Raw genomic sequence first — 16,304 nt, 5'->3', positions numbered from 1 at the left:
TTCGTTTATTTAAACAACTCTAACGCTTTCTGCACAATATGTTCTGCGGTTAAGCCATATTCTTGCATTAAGAAATCTAATGTACCTACTTGTCCATAACGATTATTAATACCAACCCTACGCATTGGTGTTGGGCAATGTTCGGCAAGCACTTCTGCGACCGCTGAACCTAATCCATTGGTAATGCTATGGTTTTCGCAAGTGATAATTTTACCTGTACGTTTGGCACAATCAATCACACAATTCACATCCAGCGGTTTTAAGGTGAACATATCTACCACTGTGGCTTCAATGCCTTGTTCTGCCAATTTATCGGCGGCATCTAAGGCTTCGGCGACCATAATGCCGTTGGCAATGAGCGTAATATCCTTGCCTTGGCGTAACCGCTTGGCTTTGCCGATAGTAAATTGTTCATCCTCTGCATAGAGTTTCACCGCTTGTTTACGAATCGTACGTACCCAATAAAAGCCTTTTAAATCCATTAATTGATTAATGATAGCTTTCATCATTGTGCCGTCTGACACTTCCAATACGGTGGAATGAGCCAAACCACGCACAATCCCCATATCTTCAAAAGACATGTGTGTACCGCCATTATGCACCGCTGTTACCCCTGCATCCGAAGCAATCACTTTGACATTGGCTTTTTGATAATCCAACGCCATAAATAATTGATCAAAACAACGGCGACTGGCGAATGCGGTAAAGCTATGCACAAAGGGGATCATACCCGCTAAGGATAATCCTGCTGCCATACCGACGACATTGGCTTCCATAATACCGCAGTTAATCACCTGATTTGGCAAGATTTTTTGCACTTTATCCATTGTCATACAACTCATCAAATCCGCTTCTAATTGCACGATATTGGGATTGTTTTGCATGGCATTGAGCATGGTTTCCGCATAAATTTTCCGCATTTCTTGCGGATCTTTTTCTCGCTTACTCATCGGCTCATCTCCAACTGTTGAATGGCATTTTCAATTTCCGCCCGACTTTGTTGATCTAAACGCAAATGGTGGCAATTTGGCAAATTCTCCAAATAAGGTACACCTTGCCCTTTTTTGCTGTCTAAAATCAAGGCTAATGGTCGATCCGTTTTTTGCGTTAGCACTTGATAAAGTCGTTCAATATCCGTCCCTTTTACGGTTTCCACGGCAAACCCAAAACTACGGAATTTTGCATTCAAATCAAAGGGATTGATAATGTCACAAAGCGAACCATCTAACTGTTGTTTGTTGTAATCGACAATGACGGTTAAATTGGTTAACTTACGGTGAGCGATAAATTGAAAGGCTTCCCAGCATTGCCCTTCGTTGAGTTCGCCATCCCCCACAATACAAAATGTGCGGTTTGGTAGTTGACGTAATTGGTGCGATAAGGCAATACCTGTGGCAATGGAAATCCCTTGTCCGAGCGATCCTGTGGTGGCATCTACCCCAAGAGTTTTTAAGCGATCAGGGTGGCTCGGAAAATTTGTCCCGTTTTGGTTTAAGGTCAGTAAATCTTGTTCAGGGAAATAGCCTTTCAGTGCCAAAGTGGCATAAAGGGCAGGACCGCCATGTCCTTTGGATAACACAAAATAGTCCCGTTCTTGCCAATCAGGGTGTTTGGGATCAATTTTCATCACGCCACCGTAGAGTACCGCTAATACATCTGCAATGGATAGACTACCGCCGAAATGCCCGAAACCAAGATGCGTGAGTGATTTAAGCAAGGCGATGCGAATGTCTTTCGCCAACGCCTGCATTGCTTGCGTGTTCATTTACGCTCCTTTTTTGCTGGGTTTGACAGCGTAGTTGTACGCCACCAACGCCACAAAGATCGCCACAATCACGCCCATAATCATTTCTTTAGACAAATATTGCGCCATATAGCCTAATAAAATACCGACCCCACCGAAGTCTGCATCACTGAACGTGGTGTTGGCAAAGCCGAGATTGCCTAATACTGGTAACAAGAATACAGGCAAGAACGTAATTAATAAACCGTGAGCAAATGCCCCAAGCACGGCACCCCGTCTGCCCCCTGTGGCATTACCAAACACGCCAGCGGTTGCGCCACAGAAGAAGTGTGGCACTACCCCTGGTAAAATCAACACCCAATTCAGTTGACCTAACAACGCCAAGCCAACAATACCGCCCACAAAGCTAGAAAGGAAGCCGATTAACACCGCATTAGGAGCATAAGGGAACACAATCGGGCAGTCCAACGCTGGACGAGCATCGGGAACCAGTTTTTCAGAGAACCCTGTAAAGGCTGGCACGATTTCCGCTAAAATTAAGCGAACCCCTTGTAAAATAATGTAAACACCTGCAGCAAAGGTAATGGCTTGAATAGTGGCATATACTAAGAAATGTTGACCGCCACTTAAGTTTTGTTCCACATATTGACTGCCAGCAGACATGGCTAAAATGAAATAAATCACCAACATTGTCAATGAGATAGAAATGGAACTATCACGCAAGAAACTTAAATTTTTCGGTAAATTCATTTCTTCCGTCGATTTGGAATTCTTGCCCACTGCTTGACCAATCACAGCAGATAAAAAATAACCGAGCGAACCGAAATGTCCAAAGCCCACATCATTGCTGCCCGTCACTTTTTGCATATAACGGTGCATTAAGGCTGGGAAGAACGCCATTACCAATCCTAATGCTAATGAGCCAACAAACACCAGTTGCACGCCTTCAAAACCCACCACGGTTAAGATAATACCGATCATACAAGCCATATAGAATGTGTGATGACCTGTTAAAAAGATAAATTTTAACCGTGTGAAACGAGCTACGATAATATTGGCTGCCATACCAAACGCCATAATTAACGCTGTCGCTGTACCGTATTTTTCAATCGCCATTGACACAATGGCCTCGTTGTTTGGAATAATGCCTTGTACATTAAAGGCGTATTCAAACATACCGCCTAATGGAGCAAGAGAACTCATTAGCACAGTGGCACCGCCACCTAATACTAAGAAACCTAAAATCGTTTTAATCGTACCTTTAATAATATCGGGGGCGGATTTTTTCTGTGCGATTAAGCCAACAAGGGCAATCAAACCGACCAATACTGACGGTACTTTAAGAATATCTAAAACAAAAAAGAGTACGCTGTCCATAATAACCTCCTAACGGTTAAAATATGCGGTTAATTTTTCTTCAAATTCAGCCAGACCCACGATATTCTTGACCACGATAATTCGTTCAGGATCAATGCTGCTACTTGATGCAATATCACTTGCCATGACAAACACATCGGCATCATTCGGTGTTACCGAAGATAAATCCGTGTGATTTACCTCAGCTTCAATACCTAATTTCGCTAAGACTTTTTTAATGTTCATTTCCATCATAAAACTGCTGCCCAACCCTGAACCGCACACTGCCATTATTCTCATAGGAAACTCCTTAATAATCTAAAAAATCAACAGAATTATCTAAACTAATGTGAGGATAATCAATCAAAAAGTTCTGGAATTGTGACAGAGTTAACAGTTTTTGTGGATAATTTGTTAGGCATATAACAAAAGCATAACTTGAGAAAGATGAATTAGCCAGAAAAGGTAGAAGTGCGGTATTTTTTTGGGGTGTTTTTAGGGCATGATAGACTGTTAGCTTATTCAATGATAAAACACTAACAGTCTATGATTTACAATTCAGTTTTTAATTTTACCAACACATCTTTTAAAGATGCCATTCTTTCATCTGCGATAGCAAAGCGTTCATTGTTAAATTTTTCGTTGACAATAAAAGTGCGAACATTGGCAGCCTTGGCAGCAATTAAACCCGTTACACTGTCTTCAATAATAATGCAATCTTTCACCTCGGCATTTAAGGCTTTGACAGCACTTAAGTAAACTGCAGGATGGGGTTTAGCCAGTTCTTCATCCGCAGCTGTGCATTGAATCGGGAAATAATCCCAAAAATTCAATTTATCAAAAACTGCTTTAATCACTTGGCGATCTGATGAAGTCGCTAAAGCAACTGGAATACGCTTTTCTTTCAGAAAATCTAATAATTCATAGACACCGTCCATCGGTTGTGCATTTTCGCTGATTTTCTGGCATACACTATCCACAATTTGATTGCGAAGTGCGGTGTTTTTTACCGAAAGATTGAACATTTCACACCAAATTATCGCGACTTCATCTACTCGTGTGCCACGAGTGTATTTTTCACAATCTGGTTCGGTGATATGTATGCCATATTGTGCCAAGCTCTCAATTTGTGCTTCCGCCCAAAAAGGTTCGCTATCCACTAATACACCGTCCATATCAAAAATTACATGTTTTATTGTCATAATTTATCCTAATGATTTTAAATATTTATCCCATTCGAAATATTGACCGGGGTCAATTTTTCGCTCTGGTGCAATATCACAATGTCCCACAATTCGTTCAGGGGTGATTTGTGGATATAATGCCATAATTTGTTGCGTAAGTTCAGCTAATTTTACATATTGTTGTTGAGTAAAAGGTTGTTGGTTACTTCCTTCTAATTCAATACCGATAGAATAGTCATTACATTTATCTCGCCCCTTAAAGCAAGACAATCCAGCATGCCACGCTCGATCTTGTAAACTGACATATTGAGTAATTCGCCCATTTCGCTCAATCAGAAAATGAGCGGAAACTCGTACCTGATAAATTTCAGCAAAATAAGGGTGAATACTTGGATCGAGTTTACCAAGAAAAAAATCATCAATAAAACCACTGCCAAATTGTTCTGGAGGCAAACTGATGTAATGGATCACCAATAGCGAAACATCTTGCGGATCGGGGCGTTGATCATAATGTGGAGATTTTAAGTGACGGATATTAGCTAGCCAACCTTGTTTTGCGTTTACCATCAGTTTTTGCCTATAAAAAAGTAATTTCTGTGATCTTAATTCCAAAATTAACAGTGGAATTTTGCTTATTTTTCTATTGTCGTACAAAGTAGCGGAGAGATTATAAAGGTAATCTCGCAATTTATTTTATTATAAGGAAAAATTATGTATTTCAACCGCACTTTGATTCAAACTTCGTACAATCTACAGTTCAAAAAAGGCTTTACCCTGATTGAATTGATGATCGTGATTGCCATTGTGGCAATTTTAGCCACCATTGCAATTCCATCTTATCAAAATTATACCAAAAAAGCCGCCATTTCTGAACTGTTGCAAGCAGCAGCACCTTATCGTTCCGAAGTAGAGCTTTGTGTTTATAACTTAGATAAACCAGATAATTGCTCCGCAGGTCAAAATGGGATCCAAGCAAATATCACAGATGGTTCAGGCAAATATGTGAAATCTGTTGCCGTCAGTGCTGGCAAGATTACCGTGACGGGTAAAGGTAGTGTTGCTGATGTGAGTTACACTTTAACTGCCAGCGGTTCAGCTAGTACAGGGGTAACTTGGGCGGCAAACTGCGGTACAAAATCGGAATTATTTCCAGCTGGTTTCTGTAGCACAAATAGTACAAGTAGTACAAGCACTGGACAACAATAATGCAAAAGAGTCTATCTAGTCCACATATTGTTAGCCCGAATGTTGTTAGCCCGAATGTTGTTAGCCCGAATGTGGTGAGCCATGACGGAAAAATATTCCAAATTTCACCGCAGTTATGGCAACAAAATCAGCAACAACAGAACATTCTGATCCGTTATTTAGCTTGTCCATTAGCGGAAAATGAGCGTTGTTTATGGCTCGGGCTAGATAGCCTCAACAATTTATCCGCGTGTGAAACCTTTTCTTTCCTAACAGGAAAAATGATCGAACCTGTGTTGTTGGAAACACAGGTATTGAAAGATTTATTGCAAGCCTTAGCTCCACAATCTTTAATGGTGCAAGAAAGCCCTGTTTTTTACCATGTTCAACAGCAAGATTTAAACGAAGAAAAGCATTCTACTCAACAATCAGATGAACCCGTGATTCAGTTGCTTAATCGGATTTTTGAAAGTGCGTTGCAGCAACGAGCATCTGATATTCACCTTGAGCCACAAAGCCAACATTTGCAAGTGCGTTTTCGTATTGATGGTGTATTACAACACCAACCACCAGTTGCGTTGGCATTATCTAGCAGGGTGATTTCACGTTTAAAATTATTAGCCAAACTAGATATTAGCGAAACTCGCTTGCCGCAAGACGGACGTTTTCATTTTAAAACCACCTTTTCTGATATGTTAGATTTTCGTCTTTCCACCTTACCAACCCCATTCGGGGAAAAGGCAGTGTTGCGGGTGCAACAAAATAAGCCAGTACAATTTGCATTTGCTGATCTGGGTATGAATGATCAGCAGCAGGAACGTTTTAAATACGCCCTTAATCAACCGCAAGGCTTGATTTTAGTGACAGGACCTACGGGAAGTGGGAAAAGTATCACACTTTACACCGCACTTTCTTATTTAAATCGTCCTGAAAAACATATTATGACCGCGGAAGATCCTATTGAAATTCCATTGTCTGGCATTATTCAAAGCCAAGTCAATCCACAAATTGGGTTAGATTTTAGTCGGTTATTGCGAACCTTTCTCCGTCAAGATCCCGATATTATTATGCTCGGTGAAATTCGTGATGAAGAAAGTGCCGCAATGGCATTACGAGCTTCTCAAACGGGACATCTCGTGCTTTCCACGTTGCATACCAATGACGCACCGTCCGCTATTCCACGCTTGTTACAGTTAGGTATAAAGCAATACGAAATTGACAACAGCTTATTGTTAGTGATTGCACAACGTCTGATTCGGAAACGTTGCCAAAAGTGCGGTGGAAAAAGCGAAAATTCTTGTGATTGTCATCAAGGCTATAAAGGTCGAATCGGGATTTATCAATTTTTACAACCTGATCCAGAGCAATGTTATCAGTTGGATTTTGATCATTTACAACAAGCAGGGCTAGAGAAAGTGAAGCAAGGAATAACGGATTTAGTGGAAATTCAACGAGTATTAGGACATTAAAGGGACAAAATGAAACTCAAAATGTACCGCTGGCAAGGTATTAATCGGTTAAATCAAAAACAAAAAGGCGTTTTAATTGCTGAAAGTGAACAAATCGCACGTCAACAATTATTAAACCGAGGTTTACAGCAAATTAAATTACAGCAAAACTGGCAATTATCCACTAAACCGAATCAGGCAGAAATTTGTGATACCTTATTACAATTAGCAATTTTATTAAAATCTTCTGTTCCGTTAAAAAATAGCTTATTGATTTTATTGCAAAATTGTACCAATATTCAGTTGAATTTGTGGTTACATCAGCTATTAAATCAAATTGAAACAGGGTTATCTTTTTCTCAGGCATTACAGAGTCAAGGGCAATTTTTAACATTACAAGAACGCCAATTAATTCAAGTCGGTGAAATGACGGGTAAACTGGCAACGGTGTGTAATCAAATCGCCGAGCATCGTCAACAATCGGTGGCATTACAACGAAAATTGCAGAAAATCTTGTTGTATCCGATGATGGTACTCGGTATTTCTGTAATATTGACCGCACTTTTACTGATTTTTATTGTGCCACAATTTGCCGATATGTATGGTGATAATCAAGCTCAACTACCGTTCTTCACCCAAGTTTTATTATTTTTATCGGTACTGTTACAGCAATATTTCTGGCTAATTGCTGTGCTGATTGTTGGCATTATTATTCTGATTAAACGTCAATTAAAATCATCGATCTGGCTGAATCAACTCAAGATAAAATTAATCTCTAACACCCCCATATTAGGCAATATTGTACAACTTTCTAGATTGGTAGGATTTTGTCGTGGATTGCATTTAATGCTGAAATCAGGTGTGCCATTAAATCAGGCATTGCAGTCATTTTTACCCCAAAAGAAAACTTGGCAAAACAAGATCGAATTACAAGGGGATTTAACTTTAATTCAAGAAATTCAGTCTATGCTTCATTGGATTACACAAGGCTATGCTTTTTCAGTAGCAGTGGGAGCAGAATTATTTCCGATACAAGCTCAACAAATGTTGCAGGTAGGTGAGCAATCGGGACAACTTTCGCAGATGTTACTGCATATTGCAGAGAGTTATCAGCAACAGCTCGATCATAAAATTGATCTGCTTTCACAAATGTTAGAGCCATTGTTAATGGTGGTGATTGGTGGACTGATTGGTTTGATTATGCTCGGGATGTATTTGCCGATTTTTAATATGGGATCCTTAATTCAATGATAATACTCGGATTTTGTGTGTTTGGTGGTTTACTTGGCGTTGCCATTAGGCATTATTTGCAACACTTAGCCACCCAAATTCAACAAGAAATTTACCAAAGCTATGTGGATCTTTTCCCCGACAATGCACCGCAGAATTGCCCCGAACATTCTCGCTTAACGCCCATCAAGTGCGGTGGATTTTGGTTGTATTTTGGGATTGGAGCGATCTTTTTTAGCTTGAACAGCTATTATTTTGATGAACCGCTACAAGCGTTGTTTTGGGCTGTATCAGGTGTACTGCTATTTTTAATCGCCAAAATTGACGGGCATTATCAATTTATTTCCGTCACTCATTGCCAACTGTTAATGGTATTAGGCATCACGGGAGCCTATTTCCAGTTTACCCCGATTTCCCTCGAACAAGCCTTGCAAAGCCTGTTAGTTGGTTTTGCAGCGTTCTATCTCATTTTTTATCTCGCCCGTTGTTTTTATCAACAAGATGCCCTAGGACGTGGCGACTATTGGTTAATGGGGGCATTAAGCAGTTTCCACCCTTGGCAACAACTGCCGTATTTGGTGTTTGTGGCGTGCTGTTTGGGGTTGGTGTTTGCTGGGTGGAAATGGCTGAAAGGGGCGAAAGTAGCGTATTTGCCGTTTGCACCGTTTTTGGTGATTGGGCAGGTGGTGGTATTAATGATTGAGTATTTTTATTATTAATCCCACGGATTGACCATTTTCAAGCCCACTATATCAAAATCTTTCACATTGCGTGTCACCAACGTCAGATTATGTTCAAGTGCGGTTGCGGCAATCCAAGCATCATTTTCAGGGCGTTTATTTGGGGCGTGTAATGTGGCACAGATTTCAGCAGTTTTTAAGTTTATGGGTAAAATTCTAGATTGAAATTGGGTTTTTATCGCATTTTCAAACCATTGTTGAATAATTTTAGCTTGCGTAGGATCTCGCCGTTGCAAGTTTAAAATACCACGCTCAATTTCCATTATGGAAACAACCGAAATAAAAATATGTTCTTCGGGAATTTTCTTTGCCCATTCAGACACATTTAAATTGGCATAGCCTAGTGGAATTTTTCGCAGTTCGCTAATCACATTGGTATCAATTAAAAACATCATTAAAATTCCACCTCAGGACGTTGATCATCAACCGTACGTTCGGGCAATTCAAGTTCAATTTCAGCCACTTGCGGATCAGCTGTGGCGAAAACGTCATAAAGTGAACGTGTTGGCGAAAGGTTATTTAAACGTTGGTATTCGCTGTAATTTAATACGACAATATCAGGCTTACCGTATTTAGTGATGAGTACTGGATCTATTTTGGCAAGTTTATAGGCTTTGCCTGTGTTTTGGTAAAATTCTCGGCTGGTAATGACGTTCATTTTTTCCCCTTATTCTTTAGGTTGATAATGTTAATACATTGATAGAATTGTTGCAACAATAAGTTGTGTTCCTGTCCATTTTGGTTTGTGATGTTCAAACTATCCGCCCAAATTTTTACGTTAAAATAAAAAATTTGGGCGGGCTTTATTTTATAAACAGCTGGAGCATTGTTTAAAAATAAAGCGGTGAAATAATAGCAAATTGATCAAAAAAAAAACAATGATAGAATGCGGAATAATCAATTATAAAGGTAAAAATCTATGTCTAAACACAGTGATTTCTCACAAATTGTGAATGAATTGGTGATCGCAGAAAGTGCCGATCCTACACATCGCTACCATTCTTTCGATTATTGCTATGCACATTTTCACCCGAGTAATACGCAATCACGCCAAAATCTTGAATTGGGTTGCTATATTTTATGGGGCTATCTCTCAAGCTGGGGAATGTTGCGTGGAAGCACTTTTCTCTTTCAAAAAAATCCTGCTGCACTTAAAGATCTAGTGCAATTTATTATCGATGACAAAAATAAAGTACTGTGGGCGATTAGCCTTGATGACTATCCTGCAAACTATCAAAAATTGACTGATTTATATACTCAAATTCATTCCATTCTTGGACGAATCGCGAAAGATGTTTCGGAAAAATTGGGTAAAGAAAAACGGGTAACTATTACACTCGTTACCAAAATTTTATTGGGTGTGTTTGGTATTGTGCCAGCATACGATCGCTATTTTTGCGAAACCTTTAATGAGATTGCCAAAGTAAAAAACAAAAAAGCCACAAGCTTTTATTCATTTGATGAAAATTCATTATCGATTATCTACGATTTTTATCTTGAAAATAAACAGGATATCAACGCTATTCAAACAAAATTGAAAGTGATTGATTTTAATGGTAATCCGACAGATCTCACTTATAGTGCAGCTAAAGTGATTGATATGTATGGGTTTAATAAATTGTACAATTCAAATAAGGGGTAAAGATCGGCTTTTAATTGAAAATAGGTTGTTTGATTTTTTATTACATTTTGTTTTACGTTTAAGGAATTTTTATAATGGATACTATTTTAAATTTTTTCTCAAAAACAATCGTTTTTATTTGGGATTTGTTTGTTACATGTTTGGGCTATATTTGGGGCTGGATTGTCGCATTCTTTGGTTTTTTATCTACTGTGCCGATTTCAGATAGTCCTTTTATCAATGCGACAGTGTCGTTTATTATCGTAATGGTTGTGTTAGCTATTATTGGTAAAATTGTCGGTACAATCCAAGAAAAAGCAGAAGATGCTAAATTACAGGCAGAGTTAGAAGCAGCCGAAAAAGCAGCGTGGGAACTTGCGAACACTTGCCCACATTGCCACGAAATCGGCTTTCTTGTATTAGATAAAACTGAAGAGCTGGAACGATATAAAGGCACTCGAGAAGTGAGAGAGCGTTCAACGCGTGGTGTAAAAACACGCCACGTCAGTTGTACAAAAATAGTGGAAAAAGATTATTACCACTGTGAAAAATGTGGCGAAACTTCGACTTCAGAAAAAACGAGAGAATTGGCTTAATTTTTTAATACACAGTTAATATTAGCGAGATTATTGAAGCGAGACAGTTTTAATTTTTTCGCTAAAATGATTTTTTAATTAATACGGAGTACAAAAAATGAAAAAATTAGTATTGAGTTTACTGCTAGGTTTATCTAGCGCATCGTCTTTTGCATTATCTGATGCAGAAGGATTAGCTCTGTACAGAAATCTTGCCCCTAAACAACTTATGGCTATTTCTGTTTTTGGGAAAGAAAAAAATATGACACCTGTGGAGTTTGTTAATAGTCTTCCGCAAGAGTGTAACAGTTATCTTAAACAATTAGCTGAAAATAATGTTAATAAAATAGGCAAAGGAGACCTAGAAAAAATTATTAAAGGATTACAATATGACATTGGTCAATCTTCATCTGTTTCTAAAGATGATGTAATTGACTTCAATTTTTTTGGTGAGAGAGTAGATTTATTAATTGCAATTAGCAAAGATAAAACAGGTAAGTATTCAAACTTATCTGAGTACTGTGTTAAAAAAAATCAGGCACTAAAACCATAAATAATTTGCTTTTCTCACTAAAATTTTGAGCGTATACTTCTCTTCATTGAAAATATGAAATATGCGAAAATTGAAATATACGCTCATTTTTCACCCAAAGTACATTGATAAAGTGTTGCACCTAGTTTGACAATTCAAGGTTAGTCTACACAGGATATAACCAATGAGTAAAATATAATGAAAAGATTTATTGTGTATCTGTTTTTCAGTTTACCTGTCTTCGCCCAAGCCACCGATTGGACACCGCTTTTTGAGTATCGAACAGCTTCCCAAAAAGCAGAAGATAACGCAACGCAATATAATAACGAGATTAAGGTTATTGAATCACTCATTAAAAGTGCACAGATGTCTGTTGATATGGGATGGGAAACGGAAGGGGTAAAGGTAAATACTTGCGTAGCCACACCAGAAGCGGTAAACGGTCAATATTCTAATGTTCCACTTCCTTATCGTAAGAATTTACTTCCAGCTAAAACCTTAAAAGATGGCTTGGGCGGTTCTGAAATCCCCTTAAAAAATGCCAGTTTATTTGGCTTGAAAATAAAAAGTATTCAGTTAATTTGCGGCTTCGAGAACTGGAATGAAGATATTGTTTTTGCACCAATGAGTGAACGTGAATTTCAATTGCTTAAACAAGGCTTTAATAAAGTCGCAGGCTCAGGAATAGGTTGCGGTGCTGGTTCTTGGTATACCGTGGTTACAGGCAACTCAAAGCGTGCAGTGCTTGAGTATGATTGTGGATTTTAAATATAAAGTGAAGTTTAAACGTGTTCATTACTAACGAACAATCGTGTTTGATAGTAATGAACACGTTTGTTTTATGTTTGGGATAAATAGGATAAGATAACCTAAAAATCACAAACGGAGAAAACAATGACCTACATCATCGGACTGACAGGCGGTATCGGTAGTGGTAAAACGACCATTGCCAATCTTTTTGCAGAACAAGGCGTGCCATTGGTGGATGCGGATGTGGTGGCTCGTCAGGTGGTGGAAAAAGGATCGCCCTTGTTGGAGCAAATTGCGGTGCATTTTGGGCAGGAAATTTTAACCGAAAATGGCGAGCTAAATCGTGCAGTGTTGCGTGAAAAGGTGTTTAATAATGCAAGCGAGAAACATTGGCTAAATCAGTTGTTACACCCCGCTATTCGGGCGGAATGTTTGGTGCAATTACAGGCTCAAACTGCCCCTTATGTGTTGTTTGTGGTGCCGTTATTAATTGAAAATAAATTGACCGCACTTTGTGATCGGGTGTTGGTGGTGGATGTGTCGGTTGAAACGCAATTAGATCGTGCCAGTCAGCGAGATAATAATAAACGCCAATTAATTCAACAAATTATCAATACTCAGGTAAGTCGAAATGAACGCCTAAAGGTCGCAGATGATGTGATTAATAATGATGGGGATTTTGCACAAACTAAGAGCGAACTTCGCCAAAAAGTGCTAGAATTACACCAATATTATTTGCAATTAAGTGAGAAGAAAAATGGCAGAAACCTTTAGCGTAGAGTGTCCAACTTGTAAAAAGCCTGTGGTTTGGTCGCCTGAAAGTGCGTATCGCCCTTTTTGCAGTAAACGTTGCCAATTAATTGATTTAGGCGAATGGGCAGCAGAAGAAAAAGCTATTCCTTGTGAAACGGCAGATTTTGCTGAAAGTAGTGAGTTTTCAGAAGACTGGGTAAAATAAACATGAATATTCAACACCAACACAACAACGAGCAAGGCGAATTTTTTGTTTTGGACGATAATGGCACCAAGATCGCTGAATTAACCTATTTTTTCGTGGATAATCAAACCATTAATGCTAATCATACTTATGTGTCAGAAGTGTTGCGAGGGCAAGGTGTGGCGGATAAGTTATATCAAGCATTGGTAGCGTTTATTCGGGAAAAAGATCTAAACTTGATACCAAGTTGTAGCTATATTGCGAGAAAACGGGAACGAGAAACAAAATAAGCACAAAACAGGTAAAGTGTGGTTGAATTTTGCAAAATTTTTGCTAGAATTGACCGCACTTTTTTCTTGATGAAATAAAGTAAAAATTAGTTCGGTTGAAGCTAGTTGGAGAATAGGGAATTGACCCTATACCGACGAGGTAAAATCTTTCAGGTGCTGACTATTAAGAATAATGTCAGCAAGGACTGCTAGTGGACGAACCCTTGGAGAGATTTCGTACATTCAAAGTAATGTAACGGAACGCCGAAGGCGAAAGAGTGATTTTTGTTGCAAAACAAACACTTCAAACGCTCAGGCAAAAGGACAGGGGCAGAAAGACAATTCCAGTATTTACGCTGTTTGGGGCGTATTCTTCAATGCTTTCCGCTGCCTTGTATGAATTTCTAATTTTAAATTTTTTACGAGGATTATCATGCCATTTTCAGAAATTCTATCATCTATAGATAGTTTTATTTGGGGACCGCCGTTGCTGATTTTGTTATCAGGTACGGGGCTTTATTTAACCTTGCGTCTTGGTTTTATTCAAATTGTGCAGTTGCCAAGGGCGTTGGGCTATATGTTTAAACGTGAGCAAGGCAATGGGCAGTCGGGCGATGTATCTGCTTTTGCTGCACTTTGTACCGCACTTTCTGCCACTATCGGAACAGGAAATATTGTCGGTGTTGCTACTGCTATTCAGGCTGGTGGACCAGGGGCGATGTTTTGGATGTGGTTGGTCGCTTTACTTGGCATGGCGACCAAATATGCCGAAGGTTTGTTGGCGGTGAAATACCGTGTACGCGATAAAAACGGCTTTATGGCGGGTGGTCCGATGTACTATATTGAACGTGGACTTGGGATCAAATGGCTGGCTAAATTATTCGCTGTGTTTGGGGTGTTAGTGGCGTGGTTCGGGATTGGAACATTCCCACAAATTAATGCTATCACCCATGCAATGCAAGATACGTTTAGCGTGCCAGTGGTTATATCTGCTGCGGTAATGACGGTGCTGGTGGCTGCCATTATTTTAGGTGGCGTAAAACGTATTGCTACCGTTTCCACATTAATTGTGCCGTTTATGGCAATTTTATATGTAACAACATCTTGCGTGATTTTAGTCCTGAATGCAGACAAAGTACCTGCTGCCATAGCATTAATCGTAGCAAGTGCTTTTAATCCGCAAGCTGCCCTTGGTGGAGTATTAGGATTAACCGTCATGAAAGCGATTCAAGCAGGGGTGGCTAGGGGGATTTTTTCTAATGAATCAGGCTTGGGATCTGCACCGATTGCGGCGGCGGCTGCACAGACTAAAGAGCCTGTTCGTCAAGGTTTAATTTCCATGACGGGGACGTTTCTTGATACCATTATTGTCTGTTCCATGACGGGATTAGTGTTAGTGATCACGGGCGTGTGGAATGGCACTGTGGAAGGGGCAGCAGCTACGAATTTAGCTTTCGCACAGGGTTTAGGCACAAGCATTGGGGCAACCATTGTGACGATTGGTTTGTTATTCTTTGCCTTTACCACCATTTTAGGCTGGTGCTATTATGGCGAACGTTGTTTTGTGTATCTGTTTGATATTCGTGGTATTAAATTGTATCGTGCGATTTTCATTTTATTAGTGGCTTGCGGTGCCTTTATTGAATTACAGACCATTTGGATTTTAGCCGATATTGTCAATGGTTTAATGGCGTTTCCGAATTTGATAGCATTGATTGGGTTACGTAGCGTGATTATTGACGAAACTAAAGATTATTTTCAGCGTTTGAAGACAGGCGAATTAAATGAAACAGCGGAGTAGGGAGCCTAGTACTTGTGTACTAGGTTAAGCAAATAACGCTACTCCGTAGCTGTTTGTTCAAGATGCGGAGCATCGTTACATAGATAGCCCTGTACGCCAGTGCAGGGCAAAAGAGAATAATAATATGCCAACTCTTATTTTCCTACACGGTCTGCTTGGTACCAAAGCCGATTGGCAAATCGTGATTAAAAAACTCAGCAAAATCGCACCGCAGTTTGATTGTGTGGCATTGGATTTGCCTTTACATGGTGAAAATAAACATGTTGAAGTGGCAGACTTTGAGCAAACAGCACAATTTATTTCGCAACAAATCTGTCAAAAAATTCAAAATAAACCTTATATTTTAATAGGTTATTCATTGGGTGGGCGGATTGCGTTGTACTATGCTTTACAAGCTCAATGCGAAAAGGGCAATTTGCAAGGGCTGATTTTAGAAGGTGCCAATTTAGGCTTGAGTAGCGAACAAGAAAAGCAGCAACGTTGGCAAAGCGATCAACAATGGGCAAAATGCTTTATGATAGAAAACCCTGAAAAGGTGCTACAAGATTGGTATCAACAGCTAGTCTTTGCACATTTAACTTTACAGCAACGTGCCGACTTAATCGCGAAACGTGCGGCAAACTGCGGTGAAAATATCGGTAAAATGTTATTAGCAACTAGCCTTGCCAAACAACCTGATTTTAGTTCAAGTGTGCAATCTACTGATTTACCTATTTATTATTTGGTGGGGGAGCAGGATCAAAAATTCAACCAAATGGCAACAGCAAAAGGGTTAATGTTTTGTCAGATCCCCCAAGCAGGGCATAATGCTCATTTAGAAAATCCCGATTCGTTCGCCGAACAATTACGCCATTTTGCTTTTGAGATCGTAAAACTTCCGTTATAATGACCGCACTTCTTTAACAATAACAGTTTACTTACAAGCAAGGAAA

At 39.4% G+C, this 16,304-nt stretch carries 21 protein-coding genes and 1 riboswitch; of the genes, 13 read left to right on the top strand and 8 right to left on the bottom strand.

Annotation, left to right across the window (positions count from 1 at the left end):
- Window positions 1-5: 5 nt before the first annotated feature.
- The 6 genes from O1Q81_RS09380 to ampD form a co-directional block, all read right to left on the bottom strand.
- Window positions 6-950 (bottom strand): transketolase family protein, encoded by a 945-nt coding sequence (locus O1Q81_RS09380; RefSeq protein WP_386697298.1) that lies wholly within the window; start codon window positions 948-950, stop codon window positions 6-8.
- The gene (locus tag O1Q81_RS09375; RefSeq protein WP_386697296.1) at window positions 947-1,765 is read right to left on the bottom strand and encodes a transketolase; all 819 of its coding nucleotides are present in this window, start codon (window positions 1,763-1,765) and stop codon (window positions 947-949) included. Before O1Q81_RS09375 ends, O1Q81_RS09380 begins: the two co-directional genes overlap by 4 nt.
- Entirely contained in the window at window positions 1,766-3,121 is a 1,356-nt protein-coding gene (locus tag O1Q81_RS09370; protein ID WP_386697294.1) for a PTS ascorbate transporter subunit IIC, read from the bottom strand.
- A gap of 9 nt (window positions 3,122-3,130) precedes the next feature.
- Complete coding sequence (locus O1Q81_RS09365; RefSeq protein WP_153984892.1) at window positions 3,131-3,400, bottom strand: PTS sugar transporter subunit IIB; 270 nt, start codon at window positions 3,398-3,400, stop codon at window positions 3,131-3,133.
- Between the two features lie 251 nt (window positions 3,401-3,651).
- Window positions 3,652-4,302, bottom strand: coding sequence for an HAD family hydrolase (locus tag O1Q81_RS09360; RefSeq protein WP_386687262.1), 651 nt, complete (start codon window positions 4,300-4,302; stop codon window positions 3,652-3,654).
- Window positions 4,303-4,305: 3 nt separating this feature from the next.
- Window positions 4,306-4,851, bottom strand: coding sequence for a 1,6-anhydro-N-acetylmuramyl-L-alanine amidase AmpD (gene ampD, locus O1Q81_RS09355; protein ID WP_386697291.1), 546 nt, complete (start codon window positions 4,849-4,851; stop codon window positions 4,306-4,308).
- A 144-nt stretch (window positions 4,852-4,995) separates the two neighbouring features.
- Between ampD and O1Q81_RS09350 the strand changes: the two genes are divergently transcribed.
- From O1Q81_RS09350 to O1Q81_RS09335, 4 genes are read left to right on the top strand one after another with little or no spacing between them, the layout of a single operon-like run.
- Window positions 4,996-5,490, top strand: coding sequence for a prepilin-type N-terminal cleavage/methylation domain-containing protein (locus O1Q81_RS09350; protein ID WP_386694674.1), 495 nt, complete (start codon window positions 4,996-4,998; stop codon window positions 5,488-5,490).
- Entirely contained in the window at window positions 5,490-6,938 is a 1,449-nt protein-coding gene (locus tag O1Q81_RS09345; protein WP_386697288.1) for a GspE/PulE family protein, read from the top strand. Before O1Q81_RS09350 ends, O1Q81_RS09345 begins: the two co-directional genes overlap by 1 nt.
- A gap of 9 nt (window positions 6,939-6,947) precedes the next feature.
- The gene (locus O1Q81_RS09340; protein WP_386697286.1) at window positions 6,948-8,168 is read left to right on the top strand and encodes a type II secretion system F family protein; all 1,221 of its coding nucleotides are present in this window, start codon (window positions 6,948-6,950) and stop codon (window positions 8,166-8,168) included.
- A 17-nt stretch (window positions 8,169-8,185) separates the two neighbouring features.
- Window positions 8,186-8,866, top strand: a complete 681-nt coding sequence (locus tag O1Q81_RS09335; protein WP_386697283.1) for a prepilin peptidase — start codon at window positions 8,186-8,188, stop codon at window positions 8,864-8,866.
- Here the strand turns inward: O1Q81_RS09335 and O1Q81_RS09330 are convergent.
- Both O1Q81_RS09330 and O1Q81_RS09325 read right to left on the bottom strand, forming a co-directional pair.
- Window positions 8,863-9,282 carry a type II toxin-antitoxin system VapC family toxin gene (locus tag O1Q81_RS09330; RefSeq protein WP_386697281.1) on the bottom strand — a complete coding sequence of 140 codons (420 nt, stop codon included), beginning with the start codon at window positions 9,280-9,282 and terminating at the stop codon, window positions 8,863-8,865. The two genes, O1Q81_RS09335 and O1Q81_RS09330, sit on opposite strands and share 4 nt — an antisense overlap.
- Window positions 9,282-9,545, bottom strand: a complete 264-nt coding sequence (locus O1Q81_RS09325; protein WP_386697278.1) for a type II toxin-antitoxin system prevent-host-death family antitoxin — start codon at window positions 9,543-9,545, stop codon at window positions 9,282-9,284. The genes O1Q81_RS09330 and O1Q81_RS09325 overlap by 1 nt, the downstream gene beginning before the upstream one ends.
- A 261-nt stretch (window positions 9,546-9,806) precedes the next feature.
- Between O1Q81_RS09325 and O1Q81_RS09320 the strand changes: the two genes are divergently transcribed.
- The 9 genes from O1Q81_RS09320 to menH all read left to right on the top strand — a co-directional run bounded on the left by O1Q81_RS09320 (window position 9,807) and on the right by menH (window position 16,258).
- Window positions 9,807-10,529: a hypothetical protein gene (locus tag O1Q81_RS09320; protein WP_386697276.1), complete on the top strand. Its 723-nt coding sequence runs from the start codon at window positions 9,807-9,809 to the stop codon at window positions 10,527-10,529.
- A gap of 74 nt (window positions 10,530-10,603) precedes the next feature.
- Window positions 10,604-11,104: a hypothetical protein gene (locus tag O1Q81_RS09315; RefSeq protein WP_386697274.1), complete on the top strand. Its 501-nt coding sequence runs from the start codon at window positions 10,604-10,606 to the stop codon at window positions 11,102-11,104.
- 97 nt (window positions 11,105-11,201) lie between these two features.
- Complete coding sequence (locus tag O1Q81_RS09310; protein WP_386697271.1) at window positions 11,202-11,636, top strand: hypothetical protein; 435 nt, start codon at window positions 11,202-11,204, stop codon at window positions 11,634-11,636.
- A gap of 177 nt (window positions 11,637-11,813) precedes the next feature.
- Window positions 11,814-12,383 carry a hypothetical protein gene (locus O1Q81_RS09305; protein WP_386697269.1) on the top strand — a complete coding sequence of 190 codons (570 nt, stop codon included), beginning with the start codon at window positions 11,814-11,816 and terminating at the stop codon, window positions 12,381-12,383.
- A gap of 126 nt (window positions 12,384-12,509) precedes the next feature.
- Complete coding sequence (coaE, locus tag O1Q81_RS09300) at window positions 12,510-13,139, top strand: dephospho-CoA kinase (protein ID WP_386697267.1); 630 nt, start codon at window positions 12,510-12,512, stop codon at window positions 13,137-13,139.
- A complete protein-coding gene (gene yacG / locus O1Q81_RS09295) occupies window positions 13,123-13,323 on the top strand; it encodes a DNA gyrase inhibitor YacG (protein ID WP_132301902.1) in 201 nt (66 codons plus the stop codon). The genes coaE and yacG overlap by 17 nt, the downstream gene beginning before the upstream one ends.
- A 2-nt stretch (window positions 13,324-13,325) precedes the next feature.
- Window positions 13,326-13,592 (top strand): GNAT family N-acetyltransferase, encoded by a 267-nt coding sequence (locus O1Q81_RS09290; protein ID WP_386697264.1) that lies wholly within the window; start codon window positions 13,326-13,328, stop codon window positions 13,590-13,592.
- Between the two features lie 193 nt (window positions 13,593-13,785).
- Window positions 13,786-13,909: riboswitch (glycine riboswitch) on the top strand.
- A 95-nt stretch (window positions 13,910-14,004) separates the two neighbouring features.
- Window positions 14,005-15,372 carry an alanine/glycine:cation symporter family protein gene (locus tag O1Q81_RS09285; protein ID WP_386697261.1) on the top strand — a complete coding sequence of 456 codons (1,368 nt, stop codon included), beginning with the start codon at window positions 14,005-14,007 and terminating at the stop codon, window positions 15,370-15,372.
- A 124-nt stretch (window positions 15,373-15,496) separates the two neighbouring features.
- Window positions 15,497-16,258, top strand: a complete 762-nt coding sequence (gene menH / locus O1Q81_RS09280; protein ID WP_386697258.1) for a 2-succinyl-6-hydroxy-2,4-cyclohexadiene-1-carboxylate synthase — start codon at window positions 15,497-15,499, stop codon at window positions 16,256-16,258.
- Window positions 16,259-16,304: the final 46 nt, after the last annotated feature.

It is taken from the genome of Lonepinella sp. MS14436, from assembly GCF_042470565.1.
In the GTDB taxonomy this organism is placed as follows: Bacteria; Pseudomonadota; Gammaproteobacteria; order Enterobacterales; family Pasteurellaceae; genus Lonepinella.
Note: the sequence above shows the minus strand (reverse complement) of the source record. Positions and strands in the feature narration are given on the sequence as shown.

Excerpts from the sequence above, each read along its gene's own strand:
- O1Q81_RS09365 (WP_153984892.1), bottom strand. The coding sequence starts at position 3,400 with ATGAGAATAATGGCAGTGTGCGGTTCAGGGTTGGGCAGCAGTTTTATG.
- O1Q81_RS09290 (WP_386697264.1), top strand. The coding sequence starts at position 13,326 with ATGAATATTCAACACCAACACAACAACGAGCAAGGCGAATTTTTTGTT.
- O1Q81_RS09315 (WP_386697274.1), top strand. The coding sequence starts at position 10,604 with ATGGATACTATTTTAAATTTTTTCTCAAAAACAATCGTTTTTATTTGG.
- O1Q81_RS09380 (WP_386697298.1), bottom strand. The coding sequence starts at position 950 with ATGAGTAAGCGAGAAAAAGATCCGCAAGAAATGCGGAAAATTTATGCG.
- O1Q81_RS09345 (WP_386697288.1), top strand. The coding sequence starts at position 5,490 with ATGCAAAAGAGTCTATCTAGTCCACATATTGTTAGCCCGAATGTTGTT.
- O1Q81_RS09310 (WP_386697271.1), top strand. The coding sequence starts at position 11,202 with ATGAAAAAATTAGTATTGAGTTTACTGCTAGGTTTATCTAGCGCATCG.
- O1Q81_RS09330 (WP_386697281.1), bottom strand. The coding sequence starts at position 9,282 with ATGATGTTTTTAATTGATACCAATGTGATTAGCGAACTGCGAAAAATT.
- O1Q81_RS09325 (WP_386697278.1), bottom strand. The coding sequence starts at position 9,545 with ATGAACGTCATTACCAGCCGAGAATTTTACCAAAACACAGGCAAAGCC.
- O1Q81_RS09285 (WP_386697261.1), top strand. The coding sequence starts at position 14,005 with ATGCCATTTTCAGAAATTCTATCATCTATAGATAGTTTTATTTGGGGA.
- yacG (WP_132301902.1), top strand. The coding sequence starts at position 13,123 with ATGGCAGAAACCTTTAGCGTAGAGTGTCCAACTTGTAAAAAGCCTGTG.
- O1Q81_RS09370 (WP_386697294.1), bottom strand. The coding sequence starts at position 3,121 with ATGGACAGCGTACTCTTTTTTGTTTTAGATATTCTTAAAGTACCGTCA.
- menH (WP_386697258.1), top strand. The coding sequence starts at position 15,497 with ATGCCAACTCTTATTTTCCTACACGGTCTGCTTGGTACCAAAGCCGAT.
- O1Q81_RS09340 (WP_386697286.1), top strand. The coding sequence starts at position 6,948 with ATGAAACTCAAAATGTACCGCTGGCAAGGTATTAATCGGTTAAATCAA.
- O1Q81_RS09375 (WP_386697296.1), bottom strand. The coding sequence starts at position 1,765 with ATGAACACGCAAGCAATGCAGGCGTTGGCGAAAGACATTCGCATCGCC.
- O1Q81_RS09360 (WP_386687262.1), bottom strand. The coding sequence starts at position 4,302 with ATGACAATAAAACATGTAATTTTTGATATGGACGGTGTATTAGTGGAT.
- O1Q81_RS09305 (WP_386697269.1), top strand. The coding sequence starts at position 11,814 with ATGAAAAGATTTATTGTGTATCTGTTTTTCAGTTTACCTGTCTTCGCC.
- O1Q81_RS09320 (WP_386697276.1), top strand. The coding sequence starts at position 9,807 with ATGTCTAAACACAGTGATTTCTCACAAATTGTGAATGAATTGGTGATC.
- O1Q81_RS09350 (WP_386694674.1), top strand. The coding sequence starts at position 4,996 with ATGTATTTCAACCGCACTTTGATTCAAACTTCGTACAATCTACAGTTC.
- coaE (WP_386697267.1), top strand. The coding sequence starts at position 12,510 with ATGACCTACATCATCGGACTGACAGGCGGTATCGGTAGTGGTAAAACG.
- ampD (WP_386697291.1), bottom strand. The coding sequence starts at position 4,851 with ATGGTAAACGCAAAACAAGGTTGGCTAGCTAATATCCGTCACTTAAAA.